Consider the following 25915-nt stretch of genomic DNA (forward strand, 5'->3'; position numbering starts at 1 on the left):
AGAGTCAAGTGCAACGTTTTGCTAACCCCTCGGCTGCCAGTTCCATGGCCATGGCTTCCTCGGGCGTTTTCCAACCGAGCGTCTGGCGAGGACGTCCATTGAGCAGCTTGGCGATATCGTTCAATTGCGTCTGCGTGACGCCCGAGAGGTCCATGCCCTTTGGCAAGAACTGGCGTAGCAGGCCGTTTGTGTTCTCGTTGCTGCCGCGCTGCCACGGAGCGTATGGATCCGCGAACCAGATATCGAGGTTCAGTCGCTCGGCAAGCTCGACATGACAGGTCATCTCCGATCCACGGTCGTACGTCAGGCTCTCACGCAGGAAGGCCGGCACCTTCTTCATCTGGCGCGTGAAGCCCTCGAGTGCGTCTTGGGCGGTACAGCCGTCCATGCGGCACAGCACGACGAACCGTGTTTTACGCTCGACCAGCGTTCCAACGCAGGATCGATTGAACGCGCCTTTGACGAGGTCGCCCTCCCAATGTCCCGGCCATTGCCGCGTTTCAATCTGCTCAGGCCGATGAATGATGCGCAATTCATCCGGCACGAAGCTCTTGCGCGCAAGGGTTCGACGGGTGGTGCCGCGCGCAGGCTTCTCTTGGCGAAGCGCCTCGATCATCGCCTGCTTGAGTCCACCTCGGGGATGGGTATAGATCGCGGCGTAAATCGTTTCGTGGCTGACGCGCTGGTCAGGATTGTCTGGATGCATGTCGCGGAGTCTGGCAGCAATTTGCTGCGGCGACCAGCGTCGATAGACCAGTTGATGATGCACATGCCAGTACAGCGTACTGCCTTCGCTCAACTTACGACGCCGTACGCAGCGCCGACGGCGAAGCCGATAGGACGAGGCCGCCTGGGTTGCTTCGTAGCGCGGCGTTGCCGCATTCCGATTACGAGCCAGTTCGCGAGAAACCGTCGAAGCGCTGCGCCCCAATCGCCGTGCGATCTCTCGCATGCTGGTTCCCCGCTGACGTTCGATCATGATTGCCGCGCGGTCCTCCGCGCTCAGATGCTGGTACTTCTTCATCACAACACCTTACTTGATTCAAGGTGTTGCACTTGGAACTAGAGATTAAGTAGTTTGCTCGACCCCAATAGTCCGCTTGCGCGGAATCGGAGCTTGCGTCCTTGGAACGTTGAGGTGTTGCGCTTCAACGGGGCGAATCATTGCACAAATTGGGGTCGGTAGTCAAGCGGGTCTCTTCGCAGCCTGGATACTTAGCCTCTGCTGCTGCGCAACACATCCTAAACAATTCAACGATTTCATCAATTTTCAGAAAATTTTCTCTATCTCTTCTTCTATATAAAAACTTTCTAAAAACAAGAAAAATTGTTTAATCGTTTAAAGAGCCGTTCCCTTCTGTTGGATGTGAAGAAATTTCATCCCCACAACGCGGGGGCGGTCGGCGACGGCGCGAGCACGCGGACCGGCCGGGATGGCCCTACGGCAGAATCTAGGAAAGCTGATGATCTGGGTCTGAAAGATCTGTTAGATCAAAGAGATAGGGGCGGGCCGCTGAGGGTGACGTGAAAACTGTCACTGTTGCTCGTTGAACTGTCGATTTCTTCATCACTCGTCGTCGTCCTCTTCTTCGCACAGTTTTTTTGCGTAACCTTTGATCTGTTCCACGGTGAGTCGTTGTCTCACCACATGGATCGAGGTTGGAGCGACAATTTCCATTGGAGCTTTCAGTTGATCCGCGTGCGCCGTGATTCGAATCTCGGAGAGATTTTCCGGTGGGTGAACGAGAAATAGCTTGGAAGAAAAGCACGTTTCGCCTGCTTGGATTTTGCCGAGGAAGAATGTAGCAGTCTCGGCACCTCGCCCAGATTCAAACGTAATGGTGTCAAACGGGCTCTTATTGCGTGAATGGATGCGCGGCAAGATGAAATTGCGTTTTTTATCCGGCTTATTCGGTAAGCCTTCGGCGTCACAGATGCGAAATCCAGGCGCTGATGGGACGGTCAACTTTACGGTCACGTCCGACGCGTACGCATCGCCGATATTCTGAACCTCCAGTTTGAAGCCAACTGTACCCGCGCTTTCTCGAATAAAGGTGGCGAGCTGCCGATAATAGTTTTCATTCTTGTCAAACAATGGCGACAGAATAGCCGTACCAAAGGGCGACCGGACCGGCTCTGGGTAGTTGGGGATACTCTCTTCGTCTGGGCATTCAACGTCCATTATCTCCCTATCTAGAGACTCAAGAGGCGTTGCATCGGCGTCAAGTTTGACGAGCCTTATTCGGAGCCTCGGGGCGTGCGATGGACCGGCTGCCGCTGCGCCCATTCGTGCGATCTCTTCCGGTTTGGCTTCAGCGGTGGACGAGCCGCGACGTACATACACCGTGTCGGCCTTGACTCTGCCCACATTCTTGGTCGCATAGATCGGCCGCTCCAGTAGAGGGATTGTGTATAGACCGAGGATGCGGCCATCGAACTCTACGGACCGGTAAGAGAAAATCAGCGGTCGGTTGAGCTTGCCGTTGATGAATTGCTGTAATCGCGAATCGTCGATATCCTTGTCGAGGCCAATGATCTCGCGTGTACCATCACGAACTCCGATCAGAATGTATGCTGGCCCGTCACGCCATGCATTTGCAAATGCGAGGATGTCCTTCAGTAGGATGCTTTTTTTATCGTCATCGGCGTTTTCGAACTCGTACTGCTGCAGTTTGAAATCAAGGGTGTCCCCTTCACCTCGATACAGTAGCGTCGCGATTAGATTTTGATCGTCCATATATGGGGGTACGTGCGGAAGTCTGAGATCTAATGAAACCACTGCGATGCCTTTCCATCGCTGATGGCTTCCGGTACTGGATACTTCAGATTGTCCCCAATCTATGGGCGTTCGTCCAACAACTGTTTGTGCGTCTGTTCCGGGAGAGTATGAAATGCGGCGACCTCATCGGAACGGTTCGCGGTTGGGACAAGAATGCCCGCGGGAAGCAGGCCCTACGGCAGAATCCTAGAAAGCTGATGATCTGATTCGGAAATCCCCGACAGATCAAGGGGATAGGAGAGATGCGGACGAGGGTGGCGTGAAAACTGTCACTGTTCCTCCTCGGATTTCATGCTGGTAGCTGTCGTGTCGGCCGTGACTGCTCGTCGCCGTTGCCCCGAAGGTCGATCGGTCGGACCCTGGGCGCACTTTCAACGAACGGAGTGCGATCATGGTCGATCAGAAGCAAGGTGCGACGGGCAAGGACGAGAAAGCTGGCAAGCCGGTTGTTGTTGATCAGAAGCAGGACGCGGCCTCGAACTGGACGGGGAACGATACCGCAGTGAGGGCGGCACGGGCGACGGCGGCCGCGCCGACGAAGATGGAACTGGCGACCGAAATCTACAAGCGGATGCGGACCGTCAAGGATGTGGCCCGGAAGGACATCATCGAAAAGTTCGTCGCCGAGGTGAAACTGACGAAGGCCGGCGCGAGCTCCTACTATCAAATGATCAAGGACAAGCACGAGCCGCAGGGTAAGAAGTGATGCCCTTCGGGCAGCGAAAAGAAGCGGGCTCCGGTGGGAGCCCGAATCGTTTCGTCGTTGATCAGTCGAAGTTGAAACTCAACTGACCGGGTGCCGACCGCCAGTGCGAGCACACATGTTCCAGATGGCCGAAGCGAATCCGGGTGTAGTTACGCACGAAGACGGTCTTTGCCTGCTCGTGAGCGAGGTTGGGCATAAACCCCTCCATGTAAGGAGGTTGAAAGCGATTCTTGCCCTCAGTTCCCTTGTCGCGTAGACTACAAGGGTTATCTAGCCGATAACTGTGGGTGACAGAGGCACGCTCGAACGCGCTGTCTTCTGCTCACTGGCGCCCCCAACGTTTTAATCTCCTGGCCGAGATTGAGATGTTGGGGGCGTTGTTTTTTCCGGCCCGGCTACTGCGAGCTATGTAACCGGGGCCGAGTCAGCTTCTCATCTATTGGGCATCCCTTGCCTATGTTCCGCGGGTCTAGTTGGCAGCAGGTCTCCGAGCCGCCCCCATTATCATGGGTAGCCAATCTACCCATGAGGCATGATTGCACACTTCCTCGGCTAACGCAAATTTATTCCCCGCTAACCCGTAAAAACTTTTCCCCTTATCTGCGCCGCTTTCTTGACGCGGGTGGCCGGTTCGGTTACTTTGAGGGGTTACTAGAGAGGTGTCACTATGGCCAAGGCTCGAAGCCCTAACTACCCGGCGTTAAGTTTGCGCAAGTCGCTGGAGTTCGCGGGAAAGGTTTACGCGAAGAATCACACGCACAAGGCGGAGCCGATTGTGGTGGCTCAGGCGATGGGTTATTCGGGGTTGAATGGGAAGTCGTTGTCGGCTATCTCGGCATTGAAGAAGTTTGGCCTTTTGGAGGATGTCGACAAGCAATTGCGGATTGCGCGATCTGCATTGACGATCCTTGTCGAGCCCAGCACGTCTGCCGAGAGAGCGGAAACGCTGGTCGAGGCGGCGTTCCTGCCTGATCTCTTCGCGGAACTGCGTGCGGAATACGGAGATGTTGCGCCCAGTGATGAACTTCTCCGCTCATACCTGCTTCGGCGCGGCTTCTTGCTTGCAACCGTAGATTTGCCTATCCGTGCTTACCGTGAAACGTTGGAGATGGTGGCCGAGGTGAGGGAGTTGTGTAGGGGGGATGTCGGAAAGACAAATCTAGATTCCTCAATGTCAGATGACTTGGGGACGGTAGGATCGACAGCAGTCAAACCGAACATCGAGGTTGGGGATCTCGTGCAGTGGGAGGTAAATGGCTCTCCGCAGTTCGAGAGGCCGCGATCCGTGAGGGCGCTTCGTGTGTTGGACGGACAGAACTGGGTATTTGTAGATGGTCGAGAATCGGGGTTGCCGCTTCAAGAGGTAATCTTGGAGCGGAAGAATGTCACGGATCTTGGTCCGGAGCGTACTAGCCCGCCAATGATGCCGGATTTCGGGCGTAGTCTTCAGGTCGGAGAAGGTGAGCGGGAGTGGCTTCGCGGGCCGCTCTCGAAAGATGTGAGCTATCGACTCCTTGTATCCGGGGATATGGGGGCGAAAGAAATTGGCAAGCTCATTAAGTTGTTAACCGCGCAAAAATCCGTGCTTGAGGATAGCGACGACGATTAACCGATGCCTGCGCCAAGGGCGCGGGCCGCTTGGCGCACCGATGTTATGTGGCGACCTGTACTCGCAGCTTATTGAGATTATCGCTGGCGTGAAAACTGGCATCGCAGTGAATCCCGCATGAACAACGGTTCTTCAAGGAGCCGGGGGAAATTATGACGTGAGAGCGCGCGTGATTAGTGGTTCTAATTAACGCGCTGGGGCTTGGGAAGCTGAGGTAATGGCCATTATACGACGCCCGCAGAACGCGTAATTCTACAGGGTTTGGCGGCGATGTTGCAAGTGAGGCGTTTTGGGCCGCTGGCAAACGGCTTCGCGTTCCGCGAGGGTGGCCCATCTCGATGCGCCGGCTGCTGCACACACAAGCCCGTGTCGAAATTAGACGAGTCGGTGTCGGAACCATGCAAGCCCCGGTACGGCTTTCGAACTAACGTGACAGACCTCTTACCCGATCGTCAATCTGGAGCCGACATGTCCGATTTCATCACCGTTCTGCGTAAAACCTGCCCGACCCCGGTCGTCGATGCGACCAAGTGGAAGCGTATCGGCGGCGATCCGCACACCGTGAACCTCAACGCCTACCTGTCCAAGGACGGCAGCAAGATCATGGGCACCTGGATCTGCACGCCGGGCAAGTTCGAGGTGAACTACGAGAAGTGGGAGTACTGCCACTTCCTCGACGGCTACTGCATCATCACGCCGGAAGGCGAGGAAGCTGTGCACCTGAAGGCCGGCGACGTGTTCGTGATCGAGCCCGGCATGAAAGGAACGTGGGAAGTGGTGGAGACGGTGCGCAAGTACTTCGTGTTCGCCTGAGCGAATTGATCGGAACGACCCGCGCAAAGGCGCCGGTCGTTCCGGCACGCGTTGCGCCGAAGCTCCCCGATACCGACGAGCAGGGCGTTTCGACCGGGATTGCCAGCAGGGATGCCCGCTCCTCAATAAAACTCGTTCCGATTCGGAAACAGCTCGCCGGGCGTGGTCGCACGTTCGGCCGGTTCCGACATCCCGCCGATCGCGCCGGGCGCCTGACGCTCACGATAGGCGCTCGGCGACATCCCGAACGCCCGCCCGAGATGCGACGCACCGGCAAATCCACACGCCGCAGGCCAGATACTGCTCCATGCGGTTCGACGGCATGAGCATGCAATTCACGTGTCGACGCTCAGCGCCTTTTCGATCGCGGCAATCAACCTGAACGCATCGTCGCGGCCGATCATCAGGCCGCGACTGGTGTACTCGCAGCCGAACGCGTAGAAGCTTGGCAGAAGCGTGATCGCGTCGTTCTTTCGATCGAAATCGACTTCGCATTTCGTCAACGGAAAGAACGGAGGGTCTTCGACGGTCGGCTGGTACACGGCGTTCTCCTAGTACATCTTGCGAGGCGGCAGCATGCGTTTTGCGCGCAGGCGCTGCCTCGCGACGGCGCTGGCTTTCTTGCGCTTGCGCTCGGTCGTCGGTTTTTCATAGCCGGTGCGACTGCGCAATTCGCGGATCAGGCCCGTCTTCTCGATGTTACGCCGGAAGCGCCGGAGCGCGACATCGATGGGTTCGTTGGGCTTGAGGATGATCGTTGTCATGCAGGTCCTGTTTTTAAAGCGTGAAGGAAAGTTAGCCGAGCCGGGTCATGACGGCACTCGCTATCTCGTCGGACTCGAATTCGGAATATCCGGCGCGAATCGACAGTGCGCGCACGGCGGCGAACATCTGCAACTCCGGTTGATGGCGCAACGCAGAACCGGCGAGGCCGTCGTTCGGCACTGCGTCGGTCGGGGAGATCTCGTGCCGTTCGATCAGGCCCATGAATTCATCGATGATCATTTCGTGCTCCGAATCGGGCGGCGACGCTCGTTGCCGCGGCGCGATGCATCAGTGAGAGTCGGCGAAGAGGGGCTGCTTGCCGCGATCGCCGTCGATGATCTCCTCCGCATAGCGAAGGGACGCCCGACGCGCTGCGCCCGCCGATTCGAACGGCGCATGCTCGAGCAGCCGGAATGTTTCGCTGCGGGTCAGTGTGTCGGTGGTGCCGCGCTGGCAGATCTTCACGGCGGCGTCGAAGCCACCGTCGTAGTTGTGCGGATTGCCGTTCTGCGACGGAACGTGCGGGTAAATCAGTGGATAGATTTCGAAGCCGCGATAGAGATGCATGCTCATGATGAACTCCTGGGTCCGGTCGCGACAAGTCGCGTGGACGAACGCATCCAGCCGGTATCGCCGCCGTGCGGCGCGACGGGTGGGGTGAAAAGGGCGGCAATGCGTGCGGATGAAGGCGCGACGCAGCAAAGGGGGGCAGACGGCGGGGCGAGCGGTCAGAGGAATGACGCGTGCTCGGACAAATTCATCATACGCGCTTCGTATCGGATGTCCATCTTATTCTCGGCCGGGCTAGCGGTGGCGATGAACGGATTCGAGATGCACAACGCGTGCCGCACATGACGAAAAATTAGTTTGCACTCCGATTCAGTGCGGCGCGATTCGGGCCATTGTCAATGTTCGGTGCGGCGTGCCGTCACGCGCATCCCGTATTCCCGTCGGCCCACTCGGGCCGGCGTCCGGGCGCATCGAACAGCGCGACGATTTTCGCTTTCACCTTCTGCACTGCATGGCTGACGAGCGCCGTGTCGCGTGCACGCCGACCATCAGCAACGCGCCGATGACGCCGCGTCACGGCGCTCGAACGGGCGTATGATCGCGCGACGCGCCTCGCGCACCGTTCGACGCCACCGCTGCTCCATCATGCCGCTTGCCGATTCGCCCGATTCCGCCGATTCCAGCGCCGCCGGCGCGCAACTGCCGGCTCATCTCGTCGCGTCCGCCGTCGAGGCGCTCGCGCGCGCCGATGCGCTGCTCGTGACGGCCGGCGCCGGCATCGGCGTTGATTCGGGGCTGCCCGATTTCCGCGGCACGGACGGCTTCTGGCGCGCGTATCCGGCGCTGCGCCACGAGCGTTTCGAGTTCCACGAGATCGCATCGCCGCAGGCGTTCCGTGCGCATCCCCAACTCGCGTGGGGCTTCTACGGACACCGTCTCGAACTCTACCGGCAGACGCTGCCGCACGCGGGCTTCGCGATCCTGCGGCGCTGGATGGACGCGATGCCGAACGGCGGCTTCGTGCTGACGAGCAATGTCGACGGCCAGTTCCAGAAGGCCGGTTTCGATCCGGCGCGCGTCGCCGAGATCCACGGTTCGATTCATTCGATGCAGTGCCTGCGGCCCTGTTCGGACGACACATGGGACGCCGCACCGTTCACACCGGACGTCGACGCGGCCGCGTGCCGGCTGGTCGGCGAGTTGCCGCGCTGCCCGCGGTGCGGCGGCCTGGCGCGGCCGAACATCCTGATGTTCGGCGACAACGGCTGGCTCGGTGAACGCTACGACGCGCAGGAGCGGGCGCTGCAGGACTGGATCGCGCAGGCGGGATGGGTGACTGTCGTCGAGATCGGCGCGGGCACCGCGATTCCGACCGTGCGGCTGCTGAGCGAACGGCTCGGCGCCGACGTGATCCGCATCAACGCACGCGAAGCCCATGCGCGCCGCGCGGACGTGATCGGCCTGAAGGGCGGCGCGCTCGCGACGCTCGCCGCGCTCGACCGCGCATGGCGCGGTAGCTGAGCCGCGGTCCGGACCGGCCCGCGGCGGCCGCGCCTGGGTTACGGCCGCGCGACGAGCGCCTGGACCAGCGCCGGCGCGATCGGCGAACCGAGCCCGGTCACATAGTCGTAGCCGCCCGCGGCGTTGCAGATGCTGCCGCAGCTGCCGTTGGAGCCGGTCGTCACGTCGTGATAGTCGCTGCCGTAGGCGCTTTTCCCGACCGTATAGAGCGTGTCGTAGGTGCCGCCCAAGCGGCTCTTGCCGGCCGCCGTGCGCAGCGAATTCGCGATCGCGACGAGCGCCGACCATTGCGGCGCGCCCGCGCTCGTGCCGCCGACCTGGAACCAGCCGGCCTGCCCCTGATAGGTGACCGAGTCGTACACCGCGAAACCGCTGGACGGATTCGCGTCGTAGCTGACGTCGGGTATGCCGCGCTTGCCGGCCACCGGAATCGGCCAGCCGGTCTGGCCGGCCGGCTCGGCCTCGACGCTGCTCACGCCGCCGCCGCTGCCGCTCCACGCGGCCTCGCTGACATAGTTGCCCGACGCATCGCTGGACAGCGTCGTGCCGCCCACCGCGACCACGTACGGCGATGCCGCCGGGTACTCGGTGCCGGTGCCGCTGTCGCCCGACGACGCGACGAACGTGACGCCCGCTACGTTGAAGTGGCTGTCGAAGCTGGTTTCGCTGTTGAACTCGCTGCCGCCGAAACTCATTGACACGACCGACGCGCCGCGCTTGACCGCGACGTCGACCGCGGCGAGCAGGTCGTTGAAGCTGGCCGACGCGGCCTCGACGAGCACGATCTTCGCTTTCGGCGCGATCGCGTGCACCCATTCGACGTCGAGCGACATCTCGAGCGACCAGCCGGAATCGGCCTTCGGCCGTGAGCCGTGTGCATACACCTTGGTGAAGCAGCCGTTCGCCGTCGTGCAGGCTGGCAGCGAGAACGCGTTGCTGAACACGCCGAGATCGGCCTCGATCTTCGGGTCGTCGTATGCGTCGACGATTGCGACGACCATGCCGTCGCCCTGGTTGGCGAGGGTATCGAATCCGTATGCGTGCCGGGTGAGCGCGGGCGTGAGGCCGGCGACCGTCGCCGTGCTCGCGCGCTGCTTCGTATGGAACGGCGGTCGCGCATATCCCTTCGGTGCGCGGTGGCCTTCGACGTAGGACGCGGAGCCGTTGTCGTCGGCGAGCGCGACCGTCGACGCGAGCAGCGACGCGCACAGCGCCGGTATCAACATGGATGACAGGCGGATATTGTTCATTTTCTGAATCTCCATGTCGATGGAGCAGGGGGCGAAACAATTTTACAAAATCGGCCGTGCCGATTGCATCAAATATCGACGGGATTCGGGAATGCCTGATGAGGGAAAGTACGTGGAACCCCGATGAAACGTGGTTGTATGAGGGTTGGCGTGCGACGGAATAAACCTGTTTTTTTGATTTTTAAAAGCTGATCGATAATCGATTTGATTCTGGAAGTATTTGTAATGTCCTGCGTAATGCGCCGGAAAATATCGAATGCGGCACGATCCATGACATGCCGGCCGGACTGCCGACATTGCCGCCCCGGCGAGATTCCGCATACAGTTCGGCGTAGGCCGCATCTGCCGTGCGGCCTCGTCAGCGAGGAGCTCCCTTGTTCTATTCGATCGTCGCGATCTTCGTCGGCGCCGGGCTTGGCGCGTTGCTGCGCTGGTTCCTGAGCCTTGCGCTCAACGCGTACTTTCCCGCCGTGCCGCTCGGCACGCTCGCCGCGAACCTGATCGGCGGCTATGTGATCGGCATCGCCGCCGTCGTCTTCACCACCCGTGTCGGGCTGCCGCCGGAGTGGCGGCTGTTCGTGATCACCGGCTTTCTCGGTGGTCTCACGACGTTCTCGACCTATTCCGTCGAAGTGATGACGCACGCGGTGCAGGGCGAATTCGGATGGGCGTTCGCGGTGGCTGCCCTACACTTGACTGGATCGTTCACGCTGACGGCGCTCGGCATGTGGACCGCGCATGCGTGGTTCGCGGCCGCCTGAGCACGCCGGCACCGGGAGGGCGCGATGGACAGGGTCTTCTTGCGCTTCTACGTGCACGAGCAGCACCGGTTGCACTGGAAGCCGCTATGGGAGTGGTTGCTGGAGGAGGGAAACCGGATGGGTGTCGCGGGCGGTTCCGCGTTCCGGGCGATGGCCGGCTTCGGCCGGCATCGGGTGCTGCACGAGGACCGCTTTTTCGAACTGCAGGGCTCGCTCGCGATCGAGGTCGAGTTCATCGTCACCGAGGACGAGGCGCAGCGGCTGCTCGAACGGCTGTCGCGCGAGAAAGTGCGGGTGTGCTACGCGATGATCCCGGCGCGCTTCGGCGTGATCGACACGCTCGAGGCGCCGCCAGCGCAGGCGCCGCCGGCGTAGCCGCGCATCAGATACCGAACATCGTCAGCGACACGGCGGCGCGCGTGACGATCATCAACAGCACCTGCACGATCACGAACAGCAGGATCGGCGACAGGTCGATACCGCCGAGGTTCGGGATCACGCGGCGCAGCGGATTCAGGAACGGCGCGGTGAGCTGATAGAGGATCGGCATCGCCGGCGAGCGCGGATTGAGCCACGACAGCAGTGCCATCAGGATCGTCATCCAGATCACCAGATTGAGCGCCCACTTCACGACGGTGAGCAGCGCGACCACGACGAGCGTCGCGATCACCGAAGCCGGATCGAAGCCGGCCATCACGACCATCAGCACCACATAGACGAGCGCGGTGAGGAGGGCGGCGACGACGCTGGCCCAGTCGATGCCGCGCACACCCGCGATCACGCGGCGCAGCGGCAGCACGAGCCAGTTGGTCGCCTGCAGCACGGCCTGCGTGACGGGGTTGTACGGCGGCACGCGGACGGCCTGCATCCAGACGCGCAGGATCAGCGCGGCGCCGAACAGCGTGAAGAGGGTATTGAGCAGAAAACGGGCGATCTCGCCGAACATCGTTGGCATCCTTTTTATACAGTCGAGTAGCGTGCGGCCGCCAACGCCGGATGGCGGCGCATCGGCCGACACCTTATCACGCCTCGTCGCGGGACGGGGAGGGGTGCCCGGTCGTGCGCGCGAGCGACGTCTCGACCGCTTGCGCAAGCGCCGGCAGCGCGGCCGGCGGCGCCGTGCGTTGCGCCGCGAGCGCGACCGCACGGCGCGTCATCAGCGCGTAAAGCGTCGCGTGATCGCCGCCGCGCGCCTCGAGCAGCGCGAGCTGGCGTTCGACGATGCCGGTGTCGCCGCGCGACACGGGGCCCGCGAGCGCGTTCGCGAGGCCCTTGTCGCGCGCGGTCTCGATCGTGCCGGCGAGCATCGGCAGCAGCGCGCGCAGCGCGGCTTCCTCGTCGAAGCCGAGGCCGCGCCACAGCTCGACCGCTTCCGACAGCCCGCACAGCGCGAAGCTCGCCGCGTAATGCGCGGCCGCGTGGTAGAGCATCCGGCCGCCGGCCGGAATCGACAGCGGATGGCAGCCGAGTGCGGCAGCGAGTCGCAGCAGCATCGCATGCAGCGCGCCGTCGGCTTCGAGCGTCACCGAGCAGCCTTCGATGCGGGCGAGATCGGCGTCCGTGCCGCCGAACAGGTAGAGCGGATGGAAGCCACCGGTGGCCGCGCCTTGCCGTTGGGCCGGATCGAGCAGCTCGACCGCGGACGCGCCGCTGCAGTGGACGAGCGCCTGGCCGGCCGCGCGCGACGGGTCGAACCGCAGTGCCGCGGCGCTCGATGCGAGATGGTCGTCGGGCACGGTCAGGAAGATCAGGTCGGCGCCATCGACCACCTGCTGCGGCGTGTCGACCGCGCGGCAGCCGTCGATGCGCGCGGCAAGGGTCGCGGCCGATCCGGTCGTGCGGCTCGCGATCGCGACGACCGGAAAGCCGGCCGTGGCGAAACGGCGGGCGAGGCAGCGCGCGAGGCGGCCGGCGCCGATGAAGCCGATGCGGGGAGTGTCGGGAAGGGCCATGACGGGTGATGAGGCGAAAACGGGCAGCCGCCAGTATCGCAGGAATGACGCGGCGGCCGCGGATGCGAGGCGGCGCGCAGGCCGCCGTGGAGGCGGACCTTCGATGCGGGTAACCGGCGGCGTCACGTCACGGTTTCGCTGCGTGGCGAAGGTCGCCGCATCCGGCCCCGAATCGCGCGCGGCCGCGTTCCTCTTGAATCGTCGGCGTCTTGTCTCAAATTTGTAATCATTCATTACGGAAGCGTGCCCGTCGCGCATGCCGGATCCGGTAAGACTGACCGGCCAGCGTGTCGCGATCCGGCTGGTCGGACGGAATCGCGCGATCTGCAACGGGTGCCATGGGTCTGTCGAGCCATGCTGCACGGTCGCCGCAGCCGCGTGGAATTGCAATTTGCAACAAATGCGCAATACACGAGGGGCGGGTTTTCGCTACATTGCTTCCATGCGACGTGCATGCCCGCCGTTGCCGACAGGAGCGCATAAATTACCGCTCCAGCAGGAGAATCGAAGTGAAAAAGTTCATTCCGTTCATCGCCGCCGCCGCGCTGGGCCTGGGTGTCGCAAGCGCTGCACAGGCCCACGTGTCGATCGGGGTCGGCATCGGTATCCCGGTCGCACCTGCGTATCCCGTGTATGCAGCGCCGCCGCCCGTGTACTACGCACCGCCGCCCCCGCCCGTGTATTACGCCCCGGCGCCGGCCTACTATGCACCGCCGCCCGTGGTCGTCGGCGGCTACTACGGCCGTCCGTACTGGCGTCACGGTTACGGCGGCTGGGGGCACCACGGCTACTGGCGTCGTTGACGCGTCCCGCGCGGGCCGACCGCGCGCGCCAACACGGCGCAACGGCGCAACGTCCTTCACGGGACGTTGCGCCGTTTTTCATTGGGGCGGCGGCGCGGCACCTGGCCGGCGCACGGCGCTCACACCGCGTGCACGATCAGGTCGCGATAGCCGCCGACGATCACGCTGTACGAGAAATACGCGAACAGCAGCGCCGACGCGACGTGGCACGCGCGCATCAGCCCCGCGCCCGCGCGCTTGCGGCCCTGGCTCGCGAGCGTGCACATGAAGAGGGTCCACGCGAGGCCGCCGAGGAAGAAGCCCGACAGAAACACCGATGCCGTGGCCGGCGTGGTCGCGCCGGCTTTCGCGATCAGTGCGCCGCCGACCGCCGCGAACCACAGGATCGCGCTCGGCGACGACATCGCCAGCAGCATGCCGCGCAGGAAGCTGCGTCGCGCGCTGGCTCGCGGCTGCGGCGTGTCGTCCGAGTCGCCGTCGCCGGCCGCGCTGGCCGGCACGAGCGCTTCGCGCGCCATCTTCCACGTGAGGAACAGCAGCACCGCACCGCCGCCGATCCACACGATCCAGCGCACGGCCTCGAATTGCAGCAGCACGGCCATTCCCGCGAGCGCGAGCGCCGCGTAGACGAGATCGCCGACGCACGAGCCGACGCCGAGCCAGAAGCCCGGCCGGAAGCCGTGCGACAGCGTCAGCGACAGCATCGCGACGTTGACGAGGCCGATGTCGAGGCACAGCGACAGCGACAGGAAGAATCCGTCGGACAGCATCGAGGCGGGAGGAAAGCTCATCATCGTGGGTGGGGCGGATGCATTCGAAGCGCGGGGCGGCGCTTGCCGGCCGCTTGGGCCTAGAGTCCGATCTCCTGCCAGAGCCGGTCGACGCGCGCCTTCACGGCCGCGTCCATCTCGATCGGGCGGCCCCATTCGCGGTTCGTCTCGCCAGGCCACTTGTTGGTCGCGTCGAGGCCCATCTTCGAGCCGAGACCCGCGACGGGCGACGCGAAATCGAGATAGTCGATCGGCGTGCTGTCGACCATCACGGTGTCGCGCACGGGGTCGACGCGGGTCGTGATCGCCCAGATCACCTCGTTCCAGTCGCGAATGTTCACGTCCTCGTCGACGACCACGATGAACTTCGTATACATGAACTGCCGCAGGAAGCTCCACACGCCGAACATCACGCGCTTCGCATGGCCGGCGTAGCTCTTCTTCATCTGGACGATGGCCATCCGGTAGCTGCAGCCTTCCGGCGGCAGGTAGAAGTCGGTGATCTCGGCGAACTGCTTCTGCAGCAGCGGCACGAACACCTCGTTCAGCGCGACGCCGAGCACGGCCGGCTCGTCGGGCGGCTTGCCCGTATAGGTCGAGTGATAGATCGCGTCGCGGCGCATCGTGATGCGCTCGACGGTGAACACCGGGAACCACTCCTGCTCGTTGTAGTAGCCGGTATGGTCGCCGTACGGGCCTTCGAGCGCGTGCTCGTACGTGGCAGCCGCATTGCCGGCCGGACGCGGCGGCGCGCCGGCCGGGGCAGGGGCGGGCGTGCCCTCCTGCGGGTAAATGAAGCCCTCGAGCACGATCTCCGCGCGCGCGGGCACCTGGAGCGTGTCGACGCCCGGCGTCAGGCACTTCGCGAGCTCGGTGCGGCTGCCGCGCAGCAGGCCGGCGAACTGGTACTCGGACAGCGAATCGGGCACGGGCGTCACCGCGCCGAGCGTCGTGGCCGGATCCGCGCCGAGCACGACCGCGACCGGATACGGCTTGCCCGGGTTCTTTAGCGCGAATTCGCGGAAGTCGAGCGCGCCGCCGCGATGCGCGAGCCAGCGCATGATCAGCTTGTTGCTGCCGATCAGCTGCTGACGGTAGATGCCGAGGTTCTGGCGCGGCTTGTTCGGCCCGCGCGTGACCGTCAGGCCCCACGTGACGAGCGGCCCCGCGTCGCCGGGCCAGCAGGTCTGGATCGGCAGCTTGTTCAGGTCGACGTCCGCGCCTTCCCAGACGATCTCCTGGCACGGCGGCGACGACACCGACTTTGGCGCCATGTCCCACACGGCCTTCGCGAGCGACAGCAGCTTGCCGGCATCCTTGAGGCTCTTCGGCGGATCCGGCTCCTTCAGCGCGGACAGCAGCCGCCCGAGGTCGCGCAGCGAGCCGAGCGCGGCGTCGTCGCCCGCATCGACGCCCATCCCGAGCGCGACGCGGCGCGGCGTGCCGAACAGGTTGCCGAGCACCGGGAACGCATTGCCGGGCGGCGCGTTGAACAGCAGCGCCGGGCCGCCGGCACGCAGCACGCGGTCGCACAGCTCGGTCATTTCGAGCACGGGCGACACGGGTTGCGTGACGCGCCGCAGTTCGCCGAGCGCCTCGAGGCGCTGAATGAAATCGCGTAAGTCTTTGTATTTCATGAAGAAGGTCCGGGCTGCCCGCGGGGCGGGCAGCGATGAGCGGGCGCAGCGGCCGGCTGCGGCCCCGAATCGACCGACGATTTTACCCGGCCCGCCGCGCGCACGCCCGGCTGAGAAAAAGGTCGACCGCGCGCAAAGCCCCTACGGCAGGGGGCTCGCGAACTGAAGGGCGATTCAAAATTACTTTTTGTTATGATTTTGATGTTTTATAGTGTTGACGATCTATAAAACCCTGCTAGAATCCGCTCACATTGGTTGCAGGGTAAAAGGCTTCGAGCCGCCAATCACCGATCTTTGACGCAGCGCGTCACCGTCCGCCGAAACCTGCACGGCGTATTCGACGGCCTTTGTCGTAGTCCCAGCCAGCGCCACGAGACGCTGGTTTTTTGCGTGGGTGCCACCGCGTATGCCCGCCTCGCCCAGTGTGCGAAGGTGCCGGCCCTCTTACACCGTGGCCTCGAACGGTACTTATACCGTTTCCCCGATGCTTGCGCGTCCCAACCAAGGCGTGCGGCGTCGTGATTCCGCGGCGCGTATTCTGTCTCGCCATCGAGCTGAGCGAGCCGCACGAGTCATGTTCATGGGAGATGATCTGAATGAACGCTTGGTTATCGTGGCGTCCCAGTGAGCAGCATGCGCAGTTCGTGCGCGACATGCTGCGTCGCGGGACGCGTGTCAGTCACCATCTATTCAGCGTTGTCGGTTGTTTCGCTGTCGCGGTCGGGCTTGCCCTGTGGCTGTTGCCGACCGTGCGCGGGGACATCGCCGCAAAGCTGATGCCGATCGTATCCGCGGCCGTGCAGGCCGGTCCGGCGCGTCTGTTGACCGGCCATCCGCTGCCGAATTTCGCGCCTGCCGGCGTACAGCCGCAGCAGGAAGACGCCCCCGAAACGGATGCGCTCGCCGTCGGCCTCGACGTCGCACCGGAAGCCGCCGCGCAGAACGATGCGTCCGATCCGGCCCGTAACGGCCCGTCGCCCGTCGCGCTCGCGAAACTGATCCCGACCCAGCGGGTCCCGGCCGATGCGCGCGACGATCGTGCGCTCGCGTCGAACCGCGAACAGGCGCTCGTCGCCACTTACCTGTCGCGCCGTTACCGGGTCGCGCAGGAGCCGCTCGGGCAGCTCGTCAAGGCCGCCTTCCAGACCGGCCGCGACGTCGGCCTCGATCCGCTGCTGCTGCTGTCCGTGATGGCCATCGAGTCGGGTTTCAATCCGTACGCGGAAAGCGGCGTCGGCGCACAAGGCCTGATGCAGGTCATGTCGAAGGTCCATTCCGACAAGTTCGAATATTTCGGCGGCACCGACACCGCGCTGCAACCGATCGCGAACCTGCAGGTCGGCGCGCTGGTGCTGAAGGACTGCATCGCCCGCGGCGGCTCGCTTGCGAACGGCCTGCGCCTGTACAACGGCTCGACGAACCCGGACGACACCGCATACGGCTCGAAGGTCATGGCCGAACGCGGCCGCCTGCGCGACGTCTCGCATGGCCGCAGCGTGCCGGTCAACGCGCCGCAGGCGCCTGCCCAGCCGTCGAAGCCGATCGTCACCGCCGCCGTTACGGCAGCGGCAGGCGGCGCGAAGCGCGTACACGCGACGCTCGACAGCGCACAGCCGATCGCCGCGAAGGCCGCTGCCGCGCCGAAGGGCGCGCCGCAGCAGGACGACGCGAGCGTCGACACCGCGAAGCAGGCGCACGCCGATCATTCGGAACTCGGCGCGTAACACCACGCGGGCCATCCGGTTTCGGCCGGACCCAAGCAAAAAGGCACCCGATCCGGGTGCCTTTTTCGTTTTGCGCGGGGCGCAACGGCCTGGTGTGCCGCCCCGGGGAAGGGCAGACCGGGCGTCAGTGCTGGCCGAACAGCGTCGCGAGCCGCTCGACGGCCTCTTCGAGGCGCGCATAGGCGGTCGCATAGGACAGCCGGATATAGTCGCGCGGGGCATGCACGCCGAAGTCCATGCCCGGCACCAGCACGACACCTGCGTCGTGCAACATCGCCTGCGTGAGTGCTGCGCTGTCGCCGGCCGCCGGATGGGCGACGCCGCGGCACTGCGCATACACGTAGAACGCGCCGTCCGGCATCACGGGCACCGCGAAGCCGAGCTTCTCGAGCGCCGGCGCGATGAAGTCGCGGCGACGCTTGAATTCGAGGCGGCGCGCTTCGTAGATGTCGAGTGCCGCCGGTTCGAAGCAGGCGAGGGCCGCGTGCTGCGCAAGCGCGGACGGGCAGATGAACAGGTTCTGCTGCAGCTTTTCGAAGGTGCCGACGAGCGCGGGCGGCACGACCAGCCAGCCGAGCCGCCAGCCGGTCATGCTGAAGTACTTCGAGAAGCTGTTCACGGTGATGACGTCGTCGCCGTACGACAGCGCCGATACGGGTGCCGCGTCGTAGCTGAGCCCCTGGTAGATCTCGTCGACGATCGTGAAGCCGCCGCGTGCGCGCACGGCCTCGACGATCCGCTTCAGCTCGTCGGGCTCGAGCGACGTGCCGGTCGGGTTCGACGGTGACGCGAGCAGCACACCGCGCGTGCGGTCGCCCCAGCGCGTGCGGACGTCGTCCGCGGTGAGCTGGAAACGGGCTTCCGGGCCGCTCGGCACGAGCACCGGGCGGCCTTCGGCCGCCGCGACGAAGTGCCGGTTGCACGGATACGACGGATCGGGCATCAAGACTTCATCGTCGCGGCCGACGAGCGCCAGGCACGCGAGCAGCAGCGCGGCCGACGCGCCGGCCGTCACGATGATCCGCTCGGGGCTGATCGTGAGGCCGTACGCGCGCGCGTAGTGCGCGGCGATCGCTTCGCGCAGCGGCGCGATGCCGAGCGCGCTCGTGTATTGCGTGACGCCGCGGCGCAATGCGGCCGCGGCCGCCTCGACGACGGGCTCCGGTGCGGTGAAATCCGGCTCGCCGATGCCCATGTGGATAACATCGCGCCCGGAGGACTCGAGCCGCTGTGCCTCCTTCATCAGTTCCATCACGTAGAAGGGCTGGATCGCGTCGACGCGTGCGGCGAGCGTGACGAGCGAATCGGCGGTGGTATTCATCGGTCGGACGGAGTGGAGAGCGGAAGGAAAACGAAAAACGGGCGCTTGCGCGCCCGTCGATACACGTCGATCAGCCGTTGCGGCGCGCCTGCGTTTCAGCGGGGCGCAGCTTCGCGGCGAGCTTGTCGAGTACGCCGTTGACGTACTTGTAGCCGTCGGAGCCGCCGAACGTCTTCGCGAGTTCGACGGCTTCGTTGATGATCACGCGATACGGCGTTTCGACATGATGCGTGAGCTCGAACGTCGCGATCAGCAGCACGGCGCGTTCGACCGGCGACAGCTGGTCGACCGGACGGTCCAGCGACGGCGTGAGAGCTTCGACGAGCGTCGCATGCTCGCGAATCACGCCGTGCAGGATCGCGTCGAGCAGTTCCTTGTCGGCCTTGTCGTAACCGAGCGCGCCGCGCAGTTGCGCGTCGATCTCGCCGGAGGCCGCGTTCGACAGCAGCCACTGATACAGGCCCTGCGTCGCTAGCTCGCGCGATTGTCGGCGGGCGCTCTTCTTCATGCGCGCTCCTCTTCGTCGTCTTCGTCTTCTTCTTCGTCCTCGTCGCCGAGCTGGTCGAGGGCCATCGTCAGGTTGGCCATCTCGACCGCGACGCGTGCGGCGTCACGACCCTTTTCGGTCATGCGCGCGACGGCCTGCTCGTCGTTTTCGGTCGTCAGGACCGCGTTCGCGATCGGCAGGTTGAAGTCGAGGCCGATGCGGGTGATGCCCGCGCCGCTTTCGTTCGACACAAGTTCGAAGTGGTACGTCTCGCCGCGGATCACCGCGCCGAGCGCGATCAGTGCGTCGAACTGGCCGCTTTCCGCGAGCTTTTGCAGCGCGAGCGGGATTTCCAGCGCGCCGGGCACCGACACGAGCAGCACGTCTTCACCGGAGACGCCGAGGCGCTCGAGTTCTTCGACGCATGCATCGGCGAGGCCGTTGCAGACGGGTTCGTTGAAGCGGGATTGCACGATGCCGATACGCAGGCCGTCGCCTTCGAGATTCGGTTGGTATTGTCCGATTTCCATGATCTGGTCCGTGGTGTGGATGAACGGTTATTGGGCGAAAGCGCCGTGGCGGGTTACGCGTGGGGCGCCGGGCAGGACTTGGCTTCTGCGCCGGGCATCGGAATGAAGCCCGTGACTTCGAGGCCGTAGCCGGACATGCTGCCCAGCTTGCGCGGATTCGACAGCACCTGCATCTTGCCGACGCCGACATCGCGCAGGATCTGCGCGCCGATGCCGAACGTCTTGAAATCGACCGGCCGACGCTTCAGCGCAGCGGCCCTTTCTTCCTCGTCGAACGCCTTGAAGACGTCGATCAGATGTTCCTTCGTGTCGCCGCAGTTGAGCAGCACGATCACGCCGAGGTCGCGTTCCGCGATTTCGCGCATCGCCGCGTCGAGCGTCCACGAGTGGGTCGAGATGCTCGTCTCGAGCAGGTCGAGGACCGACAGCGGCTCGTGCACGCGCACCGGCGTATCGACGTCGGGCGACAGCGTGCCGCGTACCAGCGCGATGTGCGGCGAGCCGCTCGGCTGGTCGCGGTACAGCACCGCGCGGAACGTACCGTGCGCAGTCTGCATCGTGCGCTCGGCGATCCGCTCGATGATCGATTCGGTGCGGCTGCGGTACTGGATCAGGTCGGCGATCGTGCCGATCTTCAGATCGTGTTCCTTCGCGAACTCGAGCAGGTCGGGCAGGCGCGCCATCGTGCCGTCGTCCTTGATGACTTCGCAGATCACCGCGGCCGGCGTCAGCCCGGCGAGCGCGGTGAAGTCGCAGCCGGCCTCGGTATGGCCGGCGCGCACGAGCACGCCGCCCGGCTGGGCCATGATCGGGAACACGTGGCCCGGCTGCACGATGTGCTCGGGGCGCACGTCGTGCGCGACCGCCGTGGCGATCGTATGCGCCCGGTCGGCGGCCGAGATGCCGGTCGTCACGCCTTCGGCCGCTTCGATGCTGACCGTGAACGCGGTGCCGTACTGCGTGCCGTTGCGGTGGGTCATCAGCGGCAGGTGCAGCTGCTTGCAGCGTTCCTGCGTCAAGGTCAGACAAATCAGGCCGCGGCCGTACTTGGCCATGAAGTTGATCGCTTCCGGCGTGACGAATTCGGCGGCGATCACGAGGTCGCCTTCGTTTTCGCGGTCTTCTTCGTCGACCAGGATCACCATCCGGCCGGCTTTCAACTCCGCGATGATGTCGAGCGTGGAGGCGAGCGTCATAAGGGGGCGAGAAAGAGGAAAGTGCGTATTTTACGCCAGCCGGACCGCGTTTCGGCTGGCACCGGCCGCGTGCGGCCGGCGAGCCTGCCGGAAGGCGGTGCGGCCGGCCCGTGACGCAGGCCTGCCCGGGCCGCCGCGGCCTGCCCGCGCGCGGGCGGCCACGGGGCGGCCCGAGTCTGGCCGAGCGTCACGCGTGGTCGTTGCGGCCGCCGAGGTAATCGAGCTTGCCGAGTTCGACACCGCTGTGGCGGAGGATGTCGTACGCGGTCGTCACGTGGAAGAAGAAGTTGGGCAGCACGAAGTTCAGCAGGTACGACTGCCCGGTGAACTCGATCGGGCCGACGCGCATCTTGAGCACGATCTGGCGCGCTTCGCTGCCGTCGATCTGCGCGGCGTCGAAGCCCTTCAGATAGTCGATCGTCTTCTGGATGCGCGCATGCAGCTCGTCGAACGTTTGTTCGACGTCGGGGTAGCTCGGGATGTCCGCGCCGGCGAGCCGCGCGGCGCAGCCCTTGGCGGTGTCGGTCGCGATGTAGACCTGGCGGACGAGCGGCAGCATGTCCGGATAGAGGCGTGCGCCGATGAACACCGACGGGTCGATCTGCTTCTCGGCGGCATGCGCCTGCGCCTTGCCGAGGATGTGCTGCAGGTTGGTGAGGCCGCGGATCAGGACCGGCAGCGAAGCCTGGTACATCGAGATGGACATGGGACGACTCCTGGTGGAAAAGAGGGCAGTTGGTACGCGGCGCGCCGTGCGTCGCGGCGCCAAATCCGCCGCCGTTGCATCTTAGCGCGACGGGGCGGCCCGTGCGCATCGTTGGCCGTCAGGCCAGGTGCCGGGCCGCCGGTAGCGATTCCATCCCCAGGGGCGGAGCGGCCGATCAGTCCTGATGCACGCCCTGCGAGGCCGACATCATCCGCTCGACGTACCGCGCAATCATGTCGATTTCGAGGTTGACCTTGTCGCCGGCCTTCACGTGCCGCAGCGTCGTGACCTCGACCGTATGCGGGATCAGGTTGATCGAGAATTCGCAGCCGTCCGCGCGGTCGTCGACCGTGTTGACGGTCAGGCTCACGCCGTTGACCGTGATCGAGCCCTTGTACGCGAGATAGCGGCCGAGTTCGCGCGGCGCGACGACCCGCAACTCGTGCGATTCGCCGACCGGCGCGAAGCGCGTCACGGTGCCGAGACCGTCGACGTGGCCCGACACGATATGCCCGCCGAGGCGGTCGTGCGCGCGCAGCGCCTTCTCGAGGTTGACCTCGCCGGGCTGCGCGAGGCCGACCGTCCGGTTCAGGCTCTCGCGCGACACGTCGACGTCGAAGCCGGTCGCGGTCTTTTCGATGACCGTCATGCACGCGCCCTGGATCGCGATGCTGTCGCCGAGCGCGACATCGGCGAGGTCGAGCCCGCCGGCCTGCACGGTCAGGCGCACGCCCGCGTCGGGCGACGTGCCGAGCGGGTGGATCGATTCGATGCGGCCGACGGCCGCGACAATGCCGGTAAACATCGTGACGATTCCGTTCAGTGGGTGGCGGGGGGCGGCGCGATACGCGCCAGGATCCGCAGATCGTCGCCGATCCGCTCGACGCTGTGGAACGCGAGCCGCGTGCGGGCGTCGAGGCTCGCCGGCGCGGCGAGGTCGAACATGCCGGCCGCGTCGCTGCCGAGCAGGCTCGGCGCGAGATAGACGAGCAGCTCGTCGACGCATTGCTCGCGCAACAGCGAGCCGTTCAGCTTGTGGCCGGCCTCGACGTGCAGCTCGTTGACGCCCCGCGCGCCGAGCTCCGCCAGCATCGCGGGCAGGTCGACCTTGCCGTGCGCATTCGCGAGCGGCACGATTTCCGCGCCGCGCGACTTCAGCACGTTCGCGCGCATTTCGCCGCCGGCGTCGAGCCGGCCGCAGAAGATCAGCAGCGGTGCGCCTTCGAGCAGGCGCGCGTCGAGCGGCAGGTCGAGGCGGCTGTCGATCAGCACGCGCTGCGGCTGGCGCGGCGTGTCGATGCCGCGCACGGTCAGCTGCGGGTTGTCCTCGCGCACCGTGCCGATTCCGGTGAGGATCGCGCATGCGCGCGCACGCCATGCGTGGCCGTCGAGGCGCGCGGCCTCGCCGGTGATCCACTGGCTTTCGCCGGACGGCAGCGCGGTGCGCGCGTCGAGCGACGCGGCCGTCTTCATCCGCACCCACGGGCGGCCGCGCGTCATGCGCGACACGAAGCCGACGTTCAGTTCGCCCGCTTCGTTCGCGAGCAGCCCGCAGCGCACGTCGATGCCCGCATCGCGCAGCATCCCGAGGCCGCGCCCCGACACCTGCGGGTTCGGGTCTTCCATCGCCGCGACGACCTTCGCGACGCGCGCGTCGATCAGCGCGTTCGCGCACGGCGGCGTGCGGCCGAAGTGGCTGCACGGTTCGAGCGTCACGTAGACGGTGGAGCCGGCGACGTCATGGCCGCGCGCGCGCGCGTCCTTCAGCGCCTGCACTTCCGCGTGATCCTGGCCGGCCGGCTGCGTGAAGCCTTCGCCGATCACGTGGCCGTCCTTGACGATCACGCAGCCGACGCGCGGGTTCGGCGCGGTCGTATACATGCCACGCGCCGCGAGCGTGAGCGCGCGCTGCATGTGGGCGAAATCGGTATCCGAGAACATGCGCGCGGACCCGGGTCAGGCGGTCAGCGCCGCGAATGCGCGGCGGGCGGCCGCGAGCGTCGCGTCGATCACCGCGTCGTCGTGCGTGCTCGACACGAAGCCGGCCTCGTACGCGGACGGCGCGAAGTACACGCCTTCGTCGAGCATCAGGTGGAAGAAGCGGTTGAAGCGCTCGGTGTCGCTCTTCGTGACTTCCGCGAAGCTGGTCGGCACGCGCTCGGCGAAGTACAGGCCGAACATCGCGCCGATCGAATCGGCCGCGAACGGCACGCCGGCCGCGCGCGCTTCGGCCGCGAGGCCGTCGGCGAGGCACTTCGTCTGCGCGGTGAGCGCGTCGTAGAAGCCGGGCGCCTGGATCAGCTGCAGCGTTTTCAGGCCCGCGGCGACCGCGATCGGGTTGCCCGACAGCGTGCCGGCCTGGTACACGCCGCCGAGCGGCGCGAGGTGGGCCATGATGTCGCGGCGGCCGCCGAACGCGGCAGCCGGCATCCCGCCGCCGATCACCTTGCCGAGGCAGGTGAGGTCGGCCGCGATCCCGTAGTGCGCCTGCGCGCCGCCGAGGGCAACGCGGAAACCGCACATCACCTCGTCGAAGATCAGCACGGCGCCGTGCTTCGTGCACAGCGCGCGCAGCGCGTTCAGGAATTCCGGCGTGCCGCGCACGAGGTTCATGTTGCCCGCGACGGGCTCGACGATCACGGCGGCGATCTCGTCGCCGAACGCACCGAACGCTTCTTCCAGCGCGGCGACGTTGTTGTATTCGAGGACGGTCGTGTGCTTCGCGATGTCGGCGGGCACGCCGGCCGACGTCGGGTTGCCGAACGTCAGCAGGCCCGAGCCGGCCTTGACCAGCAGGCTGTCCGCGTGGCCGTGGTAGCAGCCCTCGAACTTGACGATGCGGCTGCGGCCCGTGAAGCCGCGCGCGAGACGCAGCGCGCTCATCGTGGCCTCGGTGCCGCTCGACACCATCCGTACCTGTTCGATCGACGGCACGAGCTTGCAGATTTCCTCGGCGATCTCGATCTCGGCCTCGGTCGGCGCGCCGAACGAGAAGCCGTCGGCGAGCACGTTCTGCACGGCCGACAGGACTTCGGGATGGACGTGGCCGACGATCATCGGGCCCCACGAGCCGATGTAGTCGATGTACTGCTTGCCGTCGGCATCCCAGAAATACGGGCCCTGGGCGCGCGACACGAAACGCGGCGTGCCGCCGACGGAACGGAACGCGCGGACCGGCGAGTTGACACCGCCCGGAATGGTCTTCTGGGCGCGTTCGAAAAGGATCTGATTGTTGGACATGAGCGAAACCTGCGAGAGAACGGCGCGGGGGCCTGTGCACGGGCCGCGGCGCCTGGGCGGAGCGATCGTCCGATTGTACAAGAGACGCGCCCGGCGGGCCCGCGGCCGGTTCTGCGGCCTTTCGGCGCGTCGGGGATTGCCCAGGGCCGGGCAGGAAGGGGTGATTCGGCCCCGTTATCGATCCGGCAAGGGCGGCGGCTTGCGCTTGCCGGTCAGCTCGGCCCAGCGCTTCTCCAGCGGGCCCTCGACCATCGGCTTGATCGACGTGCCGGAGGTCTGCGCATCCCAGGTCTGCACCGAGTACGGATGCACGCGCAGCGCGTCGCGCGGGATCACGACGTCCTGGTGGGCGTCGACCAGCCAGTCGTAGACGAAGTCGATGCACAGCCGGTAGCCGCGTTTCGTCGACGGATCGGGCACCTCGTACGGCGCGCGCGTCACGTAGCCGGAGCCGAACACGCCCTTCGGCTCCTTCGCGACGCGATGCAGGAACACACGGTCGCCGGGCAGGATCCCGCGTGCGAAGCCGCAGCCCCATACGTCGTGCACGGCCTCGCCGGCCTTCACGCGCGCGGCGACGTCGGGCAGGTCGGGCCACGGCCATTTCTTGGGGCTCCAGATCAGCAGGAAGGCGGTCATGGGTTCGATCGTGCGTGGAATCGGTTGATTGGTCAGACAAGAAGGCGGCGCGCCAGCAAGCTTAATCGAATCCGCCCGCGACCCCGCGCGACGCGCGGCCGGGAAACGCGAAAAGGTTGCGCGTACAATCATGGGCCTGAGCGTCGTCCGCGGCGCAGCCTCCCGTCTTCACAGCCACACGCGCCCCGATGCGCGC

General features: G+C 65.1%; 30 protein-coding genes and 1 pseudogene. 8 read left to right on the top strand and 23 right to left on the bottom strand.

Translation table 11 applies throughout. From position 1 onward, the window contains the following. Positions 1-4: 4 nt before the first annotated feature. Complete coding sequence (locus ACTJKF_RS26185; RefSeq protein ID WP_440624553.1) at positions 5-1024, bottom strand: IS30 family transposase; 1020 nt, start codon at positions 1022-1024, stop codon at positions 5-7. 543 nt (positions 1025-1567) lie between these two features. Next, complete coding sequence (locus tag ACTJKF_RS26190) at positions 1568-2737, bottom strand: AlbA family DNA-binding domain-containing protein (protein ID WP_440627413.1); 1170 nt, start codon at positions 2735-2737, stop codon at positions 1568-1570. Positions 2738-3170: 433 nt separating this feature from the next. Here ACTJKF_RS26190 and ACTJKF_RS26195 point away from each other — a divergent pair, with 433 nt between their 5' ends. Beyond that, a complete protein-coding gene (locus ACTJKF_RS26195; protein ID WP_440627415.1) occupies positions 3171-3485 on the top strand; it encodes a hypothetical protein in 315 nt (104 codons plus the stop codon). 61 nt (positions 3486-3546) lie between these two features. Here ACTJKF_RS26195 and ACTJKF_RS26200 read toward each other — a convergent pair whose 3' ends face one another. Beyond that, entirely contained in the window at positions 3547-3681 is a 135-nt protein-coding gene (locus tag ACTJKF_RS26200; RefSeq protein WP_260404680.1) for a hypothetical protein, read from the bottom strand. A gap of 471 nt (positions 3682-4152) precedes the next feature. On the opposite strand from ACTJKF_RS26200, the gene ACTJKF_RS26205 reads away from it, so the two are divergent. Further along, positions 4153-5094 (top strand): hypothetical protein, encoded by a 942-nt coding sequence (locus ACTJKF_RS26205; RefSeq protein WP_440627416.1) that lies wholly within the window; start codon positions 4153-4155, stop codon positions 5092-5094. A 468-nt stretch (positions 5095-5562) separates the two neighbouring features. Next, the gene (locus tag ACTJKF_RS26210; protein ID WP_006758755.1) at positions 5563-5907 is read left to right on the top strand and encodes a cupin domain-containing protein; all 345 of its coding nucleotides are present in this window, start codon (positions 5563-5565) and stop codon (positions 5905-5907) included. A 335-nt stretch (positions 5908-6242) separates the two neighbouring features. Here ACTJKF_RS26210 and ACTJKF_RS26215 read toward each other — a convergent pair whose 3' ends face one another. The 5 genes and pseudogenes from ACTJKF_RS26215 to ACTJKF_RS26235 form a co-directional block, all read right to left on the bottom strand. Beyond that, positions 6243-6449 (bottom strand): hypothetical protein, encoded by a 207-nt coding sequence (locus tag ACTJKF_RS26215; RefSeq protein WP_440627417.1) that lies wholly within the window; start codon positions 6447-6449, stop codon positions 6243-6245. 9 nt (positions 6450-6458) lie between these two features. Beyond that, positions 6459-6671, bottom strand: coding sequence for a 30S ribosomal protein S21 (rpsU, locus tag ACTJKF_RS26220; RefSeq protein ID WP_440627418.1), 213 nt, complete (start codon positions 6669-6671; stop codon positions 6459-6461). A 31-nt stretch (positions 6672-6702) separates the two neighbouring features. Then, complete coding sequence (locus ACTJKF_RS26225; protein WP_440627420.1) at positions 6703-6912, bottom strand: hypothetical protein; 210 nt, start codon at positions 6910-6912, stop codon at positions 6703-6705. A 48-nt stretch (positions 6913-6960) separates the two neighbouring features. Next, positions 6961-7245 (bottom strand): hypothetical protein, encoded by a 285-nt coding sequence (locus ACTJKF_RS26230; RefSeq protein WP_440627421.1) that lies wholly within the window; start codon positions 7243-7245, stop codon positions 6961-6963. Between the two features lie 355 nt (positions 7246-7600). Continuing rightward, a pseudogene (locus tag ACTJKF_RS26235) lies at positions 7601-7714 on the bottom strand (LysR substrate-binding domain-containing protein); the annotation flags it as partial. Positions 7715-7827: 113 nt separating this feature from the next. Between ACTJKF_RS26235 and ACTJKF_RS26240 the strand changes: the two are divergent. Next, the gene (locus tag ACTJKF_RS26240; protein ID WP_440627423.1) at positions 7828-8703 is read left to right on the top strand and encodes an SIR2 family NAD-dependent protein deacylase; all 876 of its coding nucleotides are present in this window, start codon (positions 7828-7830) and stop codon (positions 8701-8703) included. Between the two features lie 38 nt (positions 8704-8741). On the opposite strand, the gene ACTJKF_RS26245 is transcribed toward ACTJKF_RS26240, so the two are convergent. Beyond that, positions 8742-9953 carry a S53 family peptidase gene (locus ACTJKF_RS26245; protein ID WP_440627425.1) on the bottom strand — a complete coding sequence of 404 codons (1212 nt, stop codon included), beginning with the start codon at positions 9951-9953 and terminating at the stop codon, positions 8742-8744. Between the two features lie 68 nt (positions 9954-10021). Further along, a complete protein-coding gene (locus tag ACTJKF_RS26250; RefSeq protein ID WP_440627427.1) occupies positions 10022-10225 on the bottom strand; it encodes a hypothetical protein in 204 nt (67 codons plus the stop codon). A gap of 102 nt (positions 10226-10327) precedes the next feature. Between ACTJKF_RS26250 and crcB the strand changes: the two genes are divergently transcribed. Together crcB and ACTJKF_RS26260 are read left to right on the top strand one after the other, a co-directional pair. Next, entirely contained in the window at positions 10328-10714 is a 387-nt protein-coding gene (gene crcB, locus ACTJKF_RS26255) for a fluoride efflux transporter CrcB (protein ID WP_440627429.1), read from the top strand. Positions 10715-10738: 24 nt separating this feature from the next. Further along, positions 10739-11089 carry a DUF190 domain-containing protein gene (locus ACTJKF_RS26260; RefSeq protein WP_440627430.1) on the top strand — a complete coding sequence of 117 codons (351 nt, stop codon included), beginning with the start codon at positions 10739-10741 and terminating at the stop codon, positions 11087-11089. A 7-nt stretch (positions 11090-11096) separates the two neighbouring features. Here ACTJKF_RS26260 and ACTJKF_RS26265 read toward each other — a convergent pair whose 3' ends face one another. Both ACTJKF_RS26265 and ACTJKF_RS26270 read right to left on the bottom strand, forming a co-directional pair. Then, the gene (locus tag ACTJKF_RS26265) at positions 11097-11660 is read right to left on the bottom strand and encodes a YggT family protein (RefSeq protein ID WP_124496850.1); all 564 of its coding nucleotides are present in this window, start codon (positions 11658-11660) and stop codon (positions 11097-11099) included. A 76-nt stretch (positions 11661-11736) separates the two neighbouring features. Next, on the bottom strand, positions 11737-12666 hold the full coding sequence (locus ACTJKF_RS26270; RefSeq protein WP_440627432.1) for a Rossmann-like and DUF2520 domain-containing protein: 930 nt from the start codon (positions 12664-12666) through the stop codon (positions 11737-11739). Between the two features lie 509 nt (positions 12667-13175). Here ACTJKF_RS26270 and ACTJKF_RS26275 point away from each other — a divergent pair. Next, positions 13176-13469 carry a hypothetical protein gene (locus ACTJKF_RS26275; protein WP_440627433.1) on the top strand — a complete coding sequence of 98 codons (294 nt, stop codon included), beginning with the start codon at positions 13176-13178 and terminating at the stop codon, positions 13467-13469. A gap of 119 nt (positions 13470-13588) precedes the next feature. Here the strand turns inward: ACTJKF_RS26275 and ACTJKF_RS26280 are convergent, their stop codons facing one another. Further along, complete coding sequence (locus tag ACTJKF_RS26280; RefSeq protein ID WP_440627435.1) at positions 13589-14260, bottom strand: LysE family translocator; 672 nt, start codon at positions 14258-14260, stop codon at positions 13589-13591. Positions 14261-14319: 59 nt separating this feature from the next. After that, positions 14320-15876 (bottom strand): UbiD family decarboxylase, encoded by a 1557-nt coding sequence (locus ACTJKF_RS26285; RefSeq protein WP_440627436.1) that lies wholly within the window; start codon positions 15874-15876, stop codon positions 14320-14322. A 596-nt stretch (positions 15877-16472) separates the two neighbouring features. Here ACTJKF_RS26285 and ACTJKF_RS26290 point away from each other — a divergent pair. Further along, positions 16473-17600, top strand: a complete 1128-nt coding sequence (locus tag ACTJKF_RS26290; RefSeq protein ID WP_440627438.1) for a transglycosylase SLT domain-containing protein — start codon at positions 16473-16475, stop codon at positions 17598-17600. Positions 17601-17724: 124 nt separating this feature from the next. Here the strand turns inward: ACTJKF_RS26290 and ACTJKF_RS26295 are convergent, their stop codons facing one another. The 9 genes from ACTJKF_RS26295 to ACTJKF_RS26335 all read right to left on the bottom strand — a co-directional run bounded on the left by ACTJKF_RS26295 (position 17725) and on the right by ACTJKF_RS26335 (position 25719). Continuing rightward, on the bottom strand, positions 17725-18921 hold the full coding sequence (locus tag ACTJKF_RS26295) for a pyridoxal phosphate-dependent aminotransferase (RefSeq protein ID WP_440627440.1): 1197 nt from the start codon (positions 18919-18921) through the stop codon (positions 17725-17727). Between the two features lie 70 nt (positions 18922-18991). Next, positions 18992-19429, bottom strand: a complete 438-nt coding sequence (gene nusB / locus ACTJKF_RS26300) for a transcription antitermination factor NusB (RefSeq protein WP_059530215.1) — start codon at positions 19427-19429, stop codon at positions 18992-18994. Next, positions 19426-19938 (bottom strand): 6,7-dimethyl-8-ribityllumazine synthase, encoded by a 513-nt coding sequence (ribH, locus tag ACTJKF_RS26305; RefSeq protein WP_440627443.1) that lies wholly within the window; start codon positions 19936-19938, stop codon positions 19426-19428. The genes nusB and ribH overlap by 4 nt, the downstream gene beginning before the upstream one ends. A gap of 53 nt (positions 19939-19991) precedes the next feature. Further along, a complete protein-coding gene (gene ribBA / locus ACTJKF_RS26310) occupies positions 19992-21134 on the bottom strand; it encodes a bifunctional 3,4-dihydroxy-2-butanone-4-phosphate synthase/GTP cyclohydrolase II (RefSeq protein ID WP_440627445.1) in 1143 nt (380 codons plus the stop codon). Positions 21135-21321: 187 nt separating this feature from the next. Further along, a complete protein-coding gene (locus ACTJKF_RS26315; RefSeq protein ID WP_440627446.1) occupies positions 21322-21840 on the bottom strand; it encodes a DUF1993 domain-containing protein in 519 nt (172 codons plus the stop codon). Between the two features lie 175 nt (positions 21841-22015). Further along, positions 22016-22645 (bottom strand): riboflavin synthase, encoded by a 630-nt coding sequence (locus ACTJKF_RS26320; RefSeq protein ID WP_440627448.1) that lies wholly within the window; start codon positions 22643-22645, stop codon positions 22016-22018. A gap of 14 nt (positions 22646-22659) precedes the next feature. Further along, a complete protein-coding gene (gene ribD / locus ACTJKF_RS26325) occupies positions 22660-23781 on the bottom strand; it encodes a bifunctional diaminohydroxyphosphoribosylaminopyrimidine deaminase/5-amino-6-(5-phosphoribosylamino)uracil reductase RibD (protein WP_440627450.1) in 1122 nt (373 codons plus the stop codon). A 15-nt stretch (positions 23782-23796) separates the two neighbouring features. Next, positions 23797-25080: a glutamate-1-semialdehyde 2,1-aminomutase gene (gene hemL, locus ACTJKF_RS26330; RefSeq protein ID WP_440627452.1), complete on the bottom strand. Its 1284-nt coding sequence runs from the start codon at positions 25078-25080 to the stop codon at positions 23797-23799. A 174-nt stretch (positions 25081-25254) separates the two neighbouring features. Beyond that, positions 25255-25719: a hypothetical protein gene (locus tag ACTJKF_RS26335; RefSeq protein ID WP_440627454.1), complete on the bottom strand. Its 465-nt coding sequence runs from the start codon at positions 25717-25719 to the stop codon at positions 25255-25257. Between the last annotated feature and the right edge of the window lie 196 nt (positions 25720-25915).

Origin of the sequence: Burkholderia sp. 22313 (assembly GCF_052045245.1) — a bacterium.
GTDB lineage: Bacteria > Pseudomonadota > Gammaproteobacteria > Burkholderiales > Burkholderiaceae > Burkholderia.

Bases quoted from the DNA above. Each gene is read 5' to 3' on its own strand.
- ACTJKF_RS26230 (WP_440627421.1), bottom strand. From the start codon at position 7,245: ATGAGCATGCATCTCTATCGCGGCTTCGAAATCTATCCACTGATTTAC.
- ACTJKF_RS26250 (WP_440627427.1), bottom strand. From the start codon at position 10,225: ATGGATCGTGCCGCATTCGATATTTTCCGGCGCATTACGCAGGACATT.
- ACTJKF_RS26190 (WP_440627413.1), bottom strand. From the start codon at position 2,737: ATGGACGATCAAAATCTAATCGCGACGCTACTGTATCGAGGTGAAGGG.
- ACTJKF_RS26290 (WP_440627438.1), top strand. From the start codon at position 16,473: ATGAACGCTTGGTTATCGTGGCGTCCCAGTGAGCAGCATGCGCAGTTC.
- ribBA (WP_440627445.1), bottom strand. From the start codon at position 21,134: ATGACGCTCGCCTCCACGCTCGACATCATCGCGGAGTTGAAAGCCGGC.
- ACTJKF_RS26200 (WP_260404680.1), bottom strand. From the start codon at position 3,681: ATGCCCAACCTCGCTCACGAGCAGGCAAAGACCGTCTTCGTGCGTAAC.
- hemL (WP_440627452.1), bottom strand. From the start codon at position 25,080: ATGTCCAACAATCAGATCCTTTTCGAACGCGCCCAGAAGACCATTCCG.
- ACTJKF_RS26295 (WP_440627440.1), bottom strand. From the start codon at position 18,921: ATGAATACCACCGCCGATTCGCTCGTCACGCTCGCCGCACGCGTCGAC.
- ACTJKF_RS26265 (WP_124496850.1), bottom strand. From the start codon at position 11,660: ATGTTCGGCGAGATCGCCCGTTTTCTGCTCAATACCCTCTTCACGCTG.
- nusB (WP_059530215.1), bottom strand. From the start codon at position 19,429: ATGAAGAAGAGCGCCCGCCGACAATCGCGCGAGCTAGCGACGCAGGGC.
- ACTJKF_RS26225 (WP_440627420.1), bottom strand. From the start codon at position 6,912: ATGATCATCGATGAATTCATGGGCCTGATCGAACGGCACGAGATCTCC.
- ribD (WP_440627450.1), bottom strand. From the start codon at position 23,781: ATGTTCTCGGATACCGATTTCGCCCACATGCAGCGCGCGCTCACGCTC.
- ACTJKF_RS26315 (WP_440627446.1), bottom strand. From the start codon at position 21,840: ATGTCCATCTCGATGTACCAGGCTTCGCTGCCGGTCCTGATCCGCGGC.
- ACTJKF_RS26205 (WP_440627416.1), top strand. From the start codon at position 4,153: ATGGCCAAGGCTCGAAGCCCTAACTACCCGGCGTTAAGTTTGCGCAAG.
- ACTJKF_RS26210 (WP_006758755.1), top strand. From the start codon at position 5,563: ATGTCCGATTTCATCACCGTTCTGCGTAAAACCTGCCCGACCCCGGTC.
- ACTJKF_RS26245 (WP_440627425.1), bottom strand. From the start codon at position 9,953: ATGAACAATATCCGCCTGTCATCCATGTTGATACCGGCGCTGTGCGCG.
- ribH (WP_440627443.1), bottom strand. From the start codon at position 19,938: ATGGAAATCGGACAATACCAACCGAATCTCGAAGGCGACGGCCTGCGT.
- ACTJKF_RS26195 (WP_440627415.1), top strand. From the start codon at position 3,171: ATGGTCGATCAGAAGCAAGGTGCGACGGGCAAGGACGAGAAAGCTGGC.
- ACTJKF_RS26285 (WP_440627436.1), bottom strand. From the start codon at position 15,876: ATGAAATACAAAGACTTACGCGATTTCATTCAGCGCCTCGAGGCGCTC.
- ACTJKF_RS26260 (WP_440627430.1), top strand. From the start codon at position 10,739: ATGGACAGGGTCTTCTTGCGCTTCTACGTGCACGAGCAGCACCGGTTG.
- ACTJKF_RS26185 (WP_440624553.1), bottom strand. From the start codon at position 1,024: ATGAAGAAGTACCAGCATCTGAGCGCGGAGGACCGCGCGGCAATCATG.
- rpsU (WP_440627418.1), bottom strand. From the start codon at position 6,671: ATGACAACGATCATCCTCAAGCCCAACGAACCCATCGATGTCGCGCTC.
- ACTJKF_RS26270 (WP_440627432.1), bottom strand. From the start codon at position 12,666: ATGGCCCTTCCCGACACTCCCCGCATCGGCTTCATCGGCGCCGGCCGC.
- ACTJKF_RS26320 (WP_440627448.1), bottom strand. From the start codon at position 22,645: ATGTTTACCGGCATTGTCGCGGCCGTCGGCCGCATCGAATCGATCCAC.
- ACTJKF_RS26280 (WP_440627435.1), bottom strand. From the start codon at position 14,260: ATGAGCTTTCCTCCCGCCTCGATGCTGTCCGACGGATTCTTCCTGTCG.
- ACTJKF_RS26335 (WP_440627454.1), bottom strand. From the start codon at position 25,719: ATGACCGCCTTCCTGCTGATCTGGAGCCCCAAGAAATGGCCGTGGCCC.
- ACTJKF_RS26240 (WP_440627423.1), top strand. From the start codon at position 7,828: ATGCCGCTTGCCGATTCGCCCGATTCCGCCGATTCCAGCGCCGCCGGC.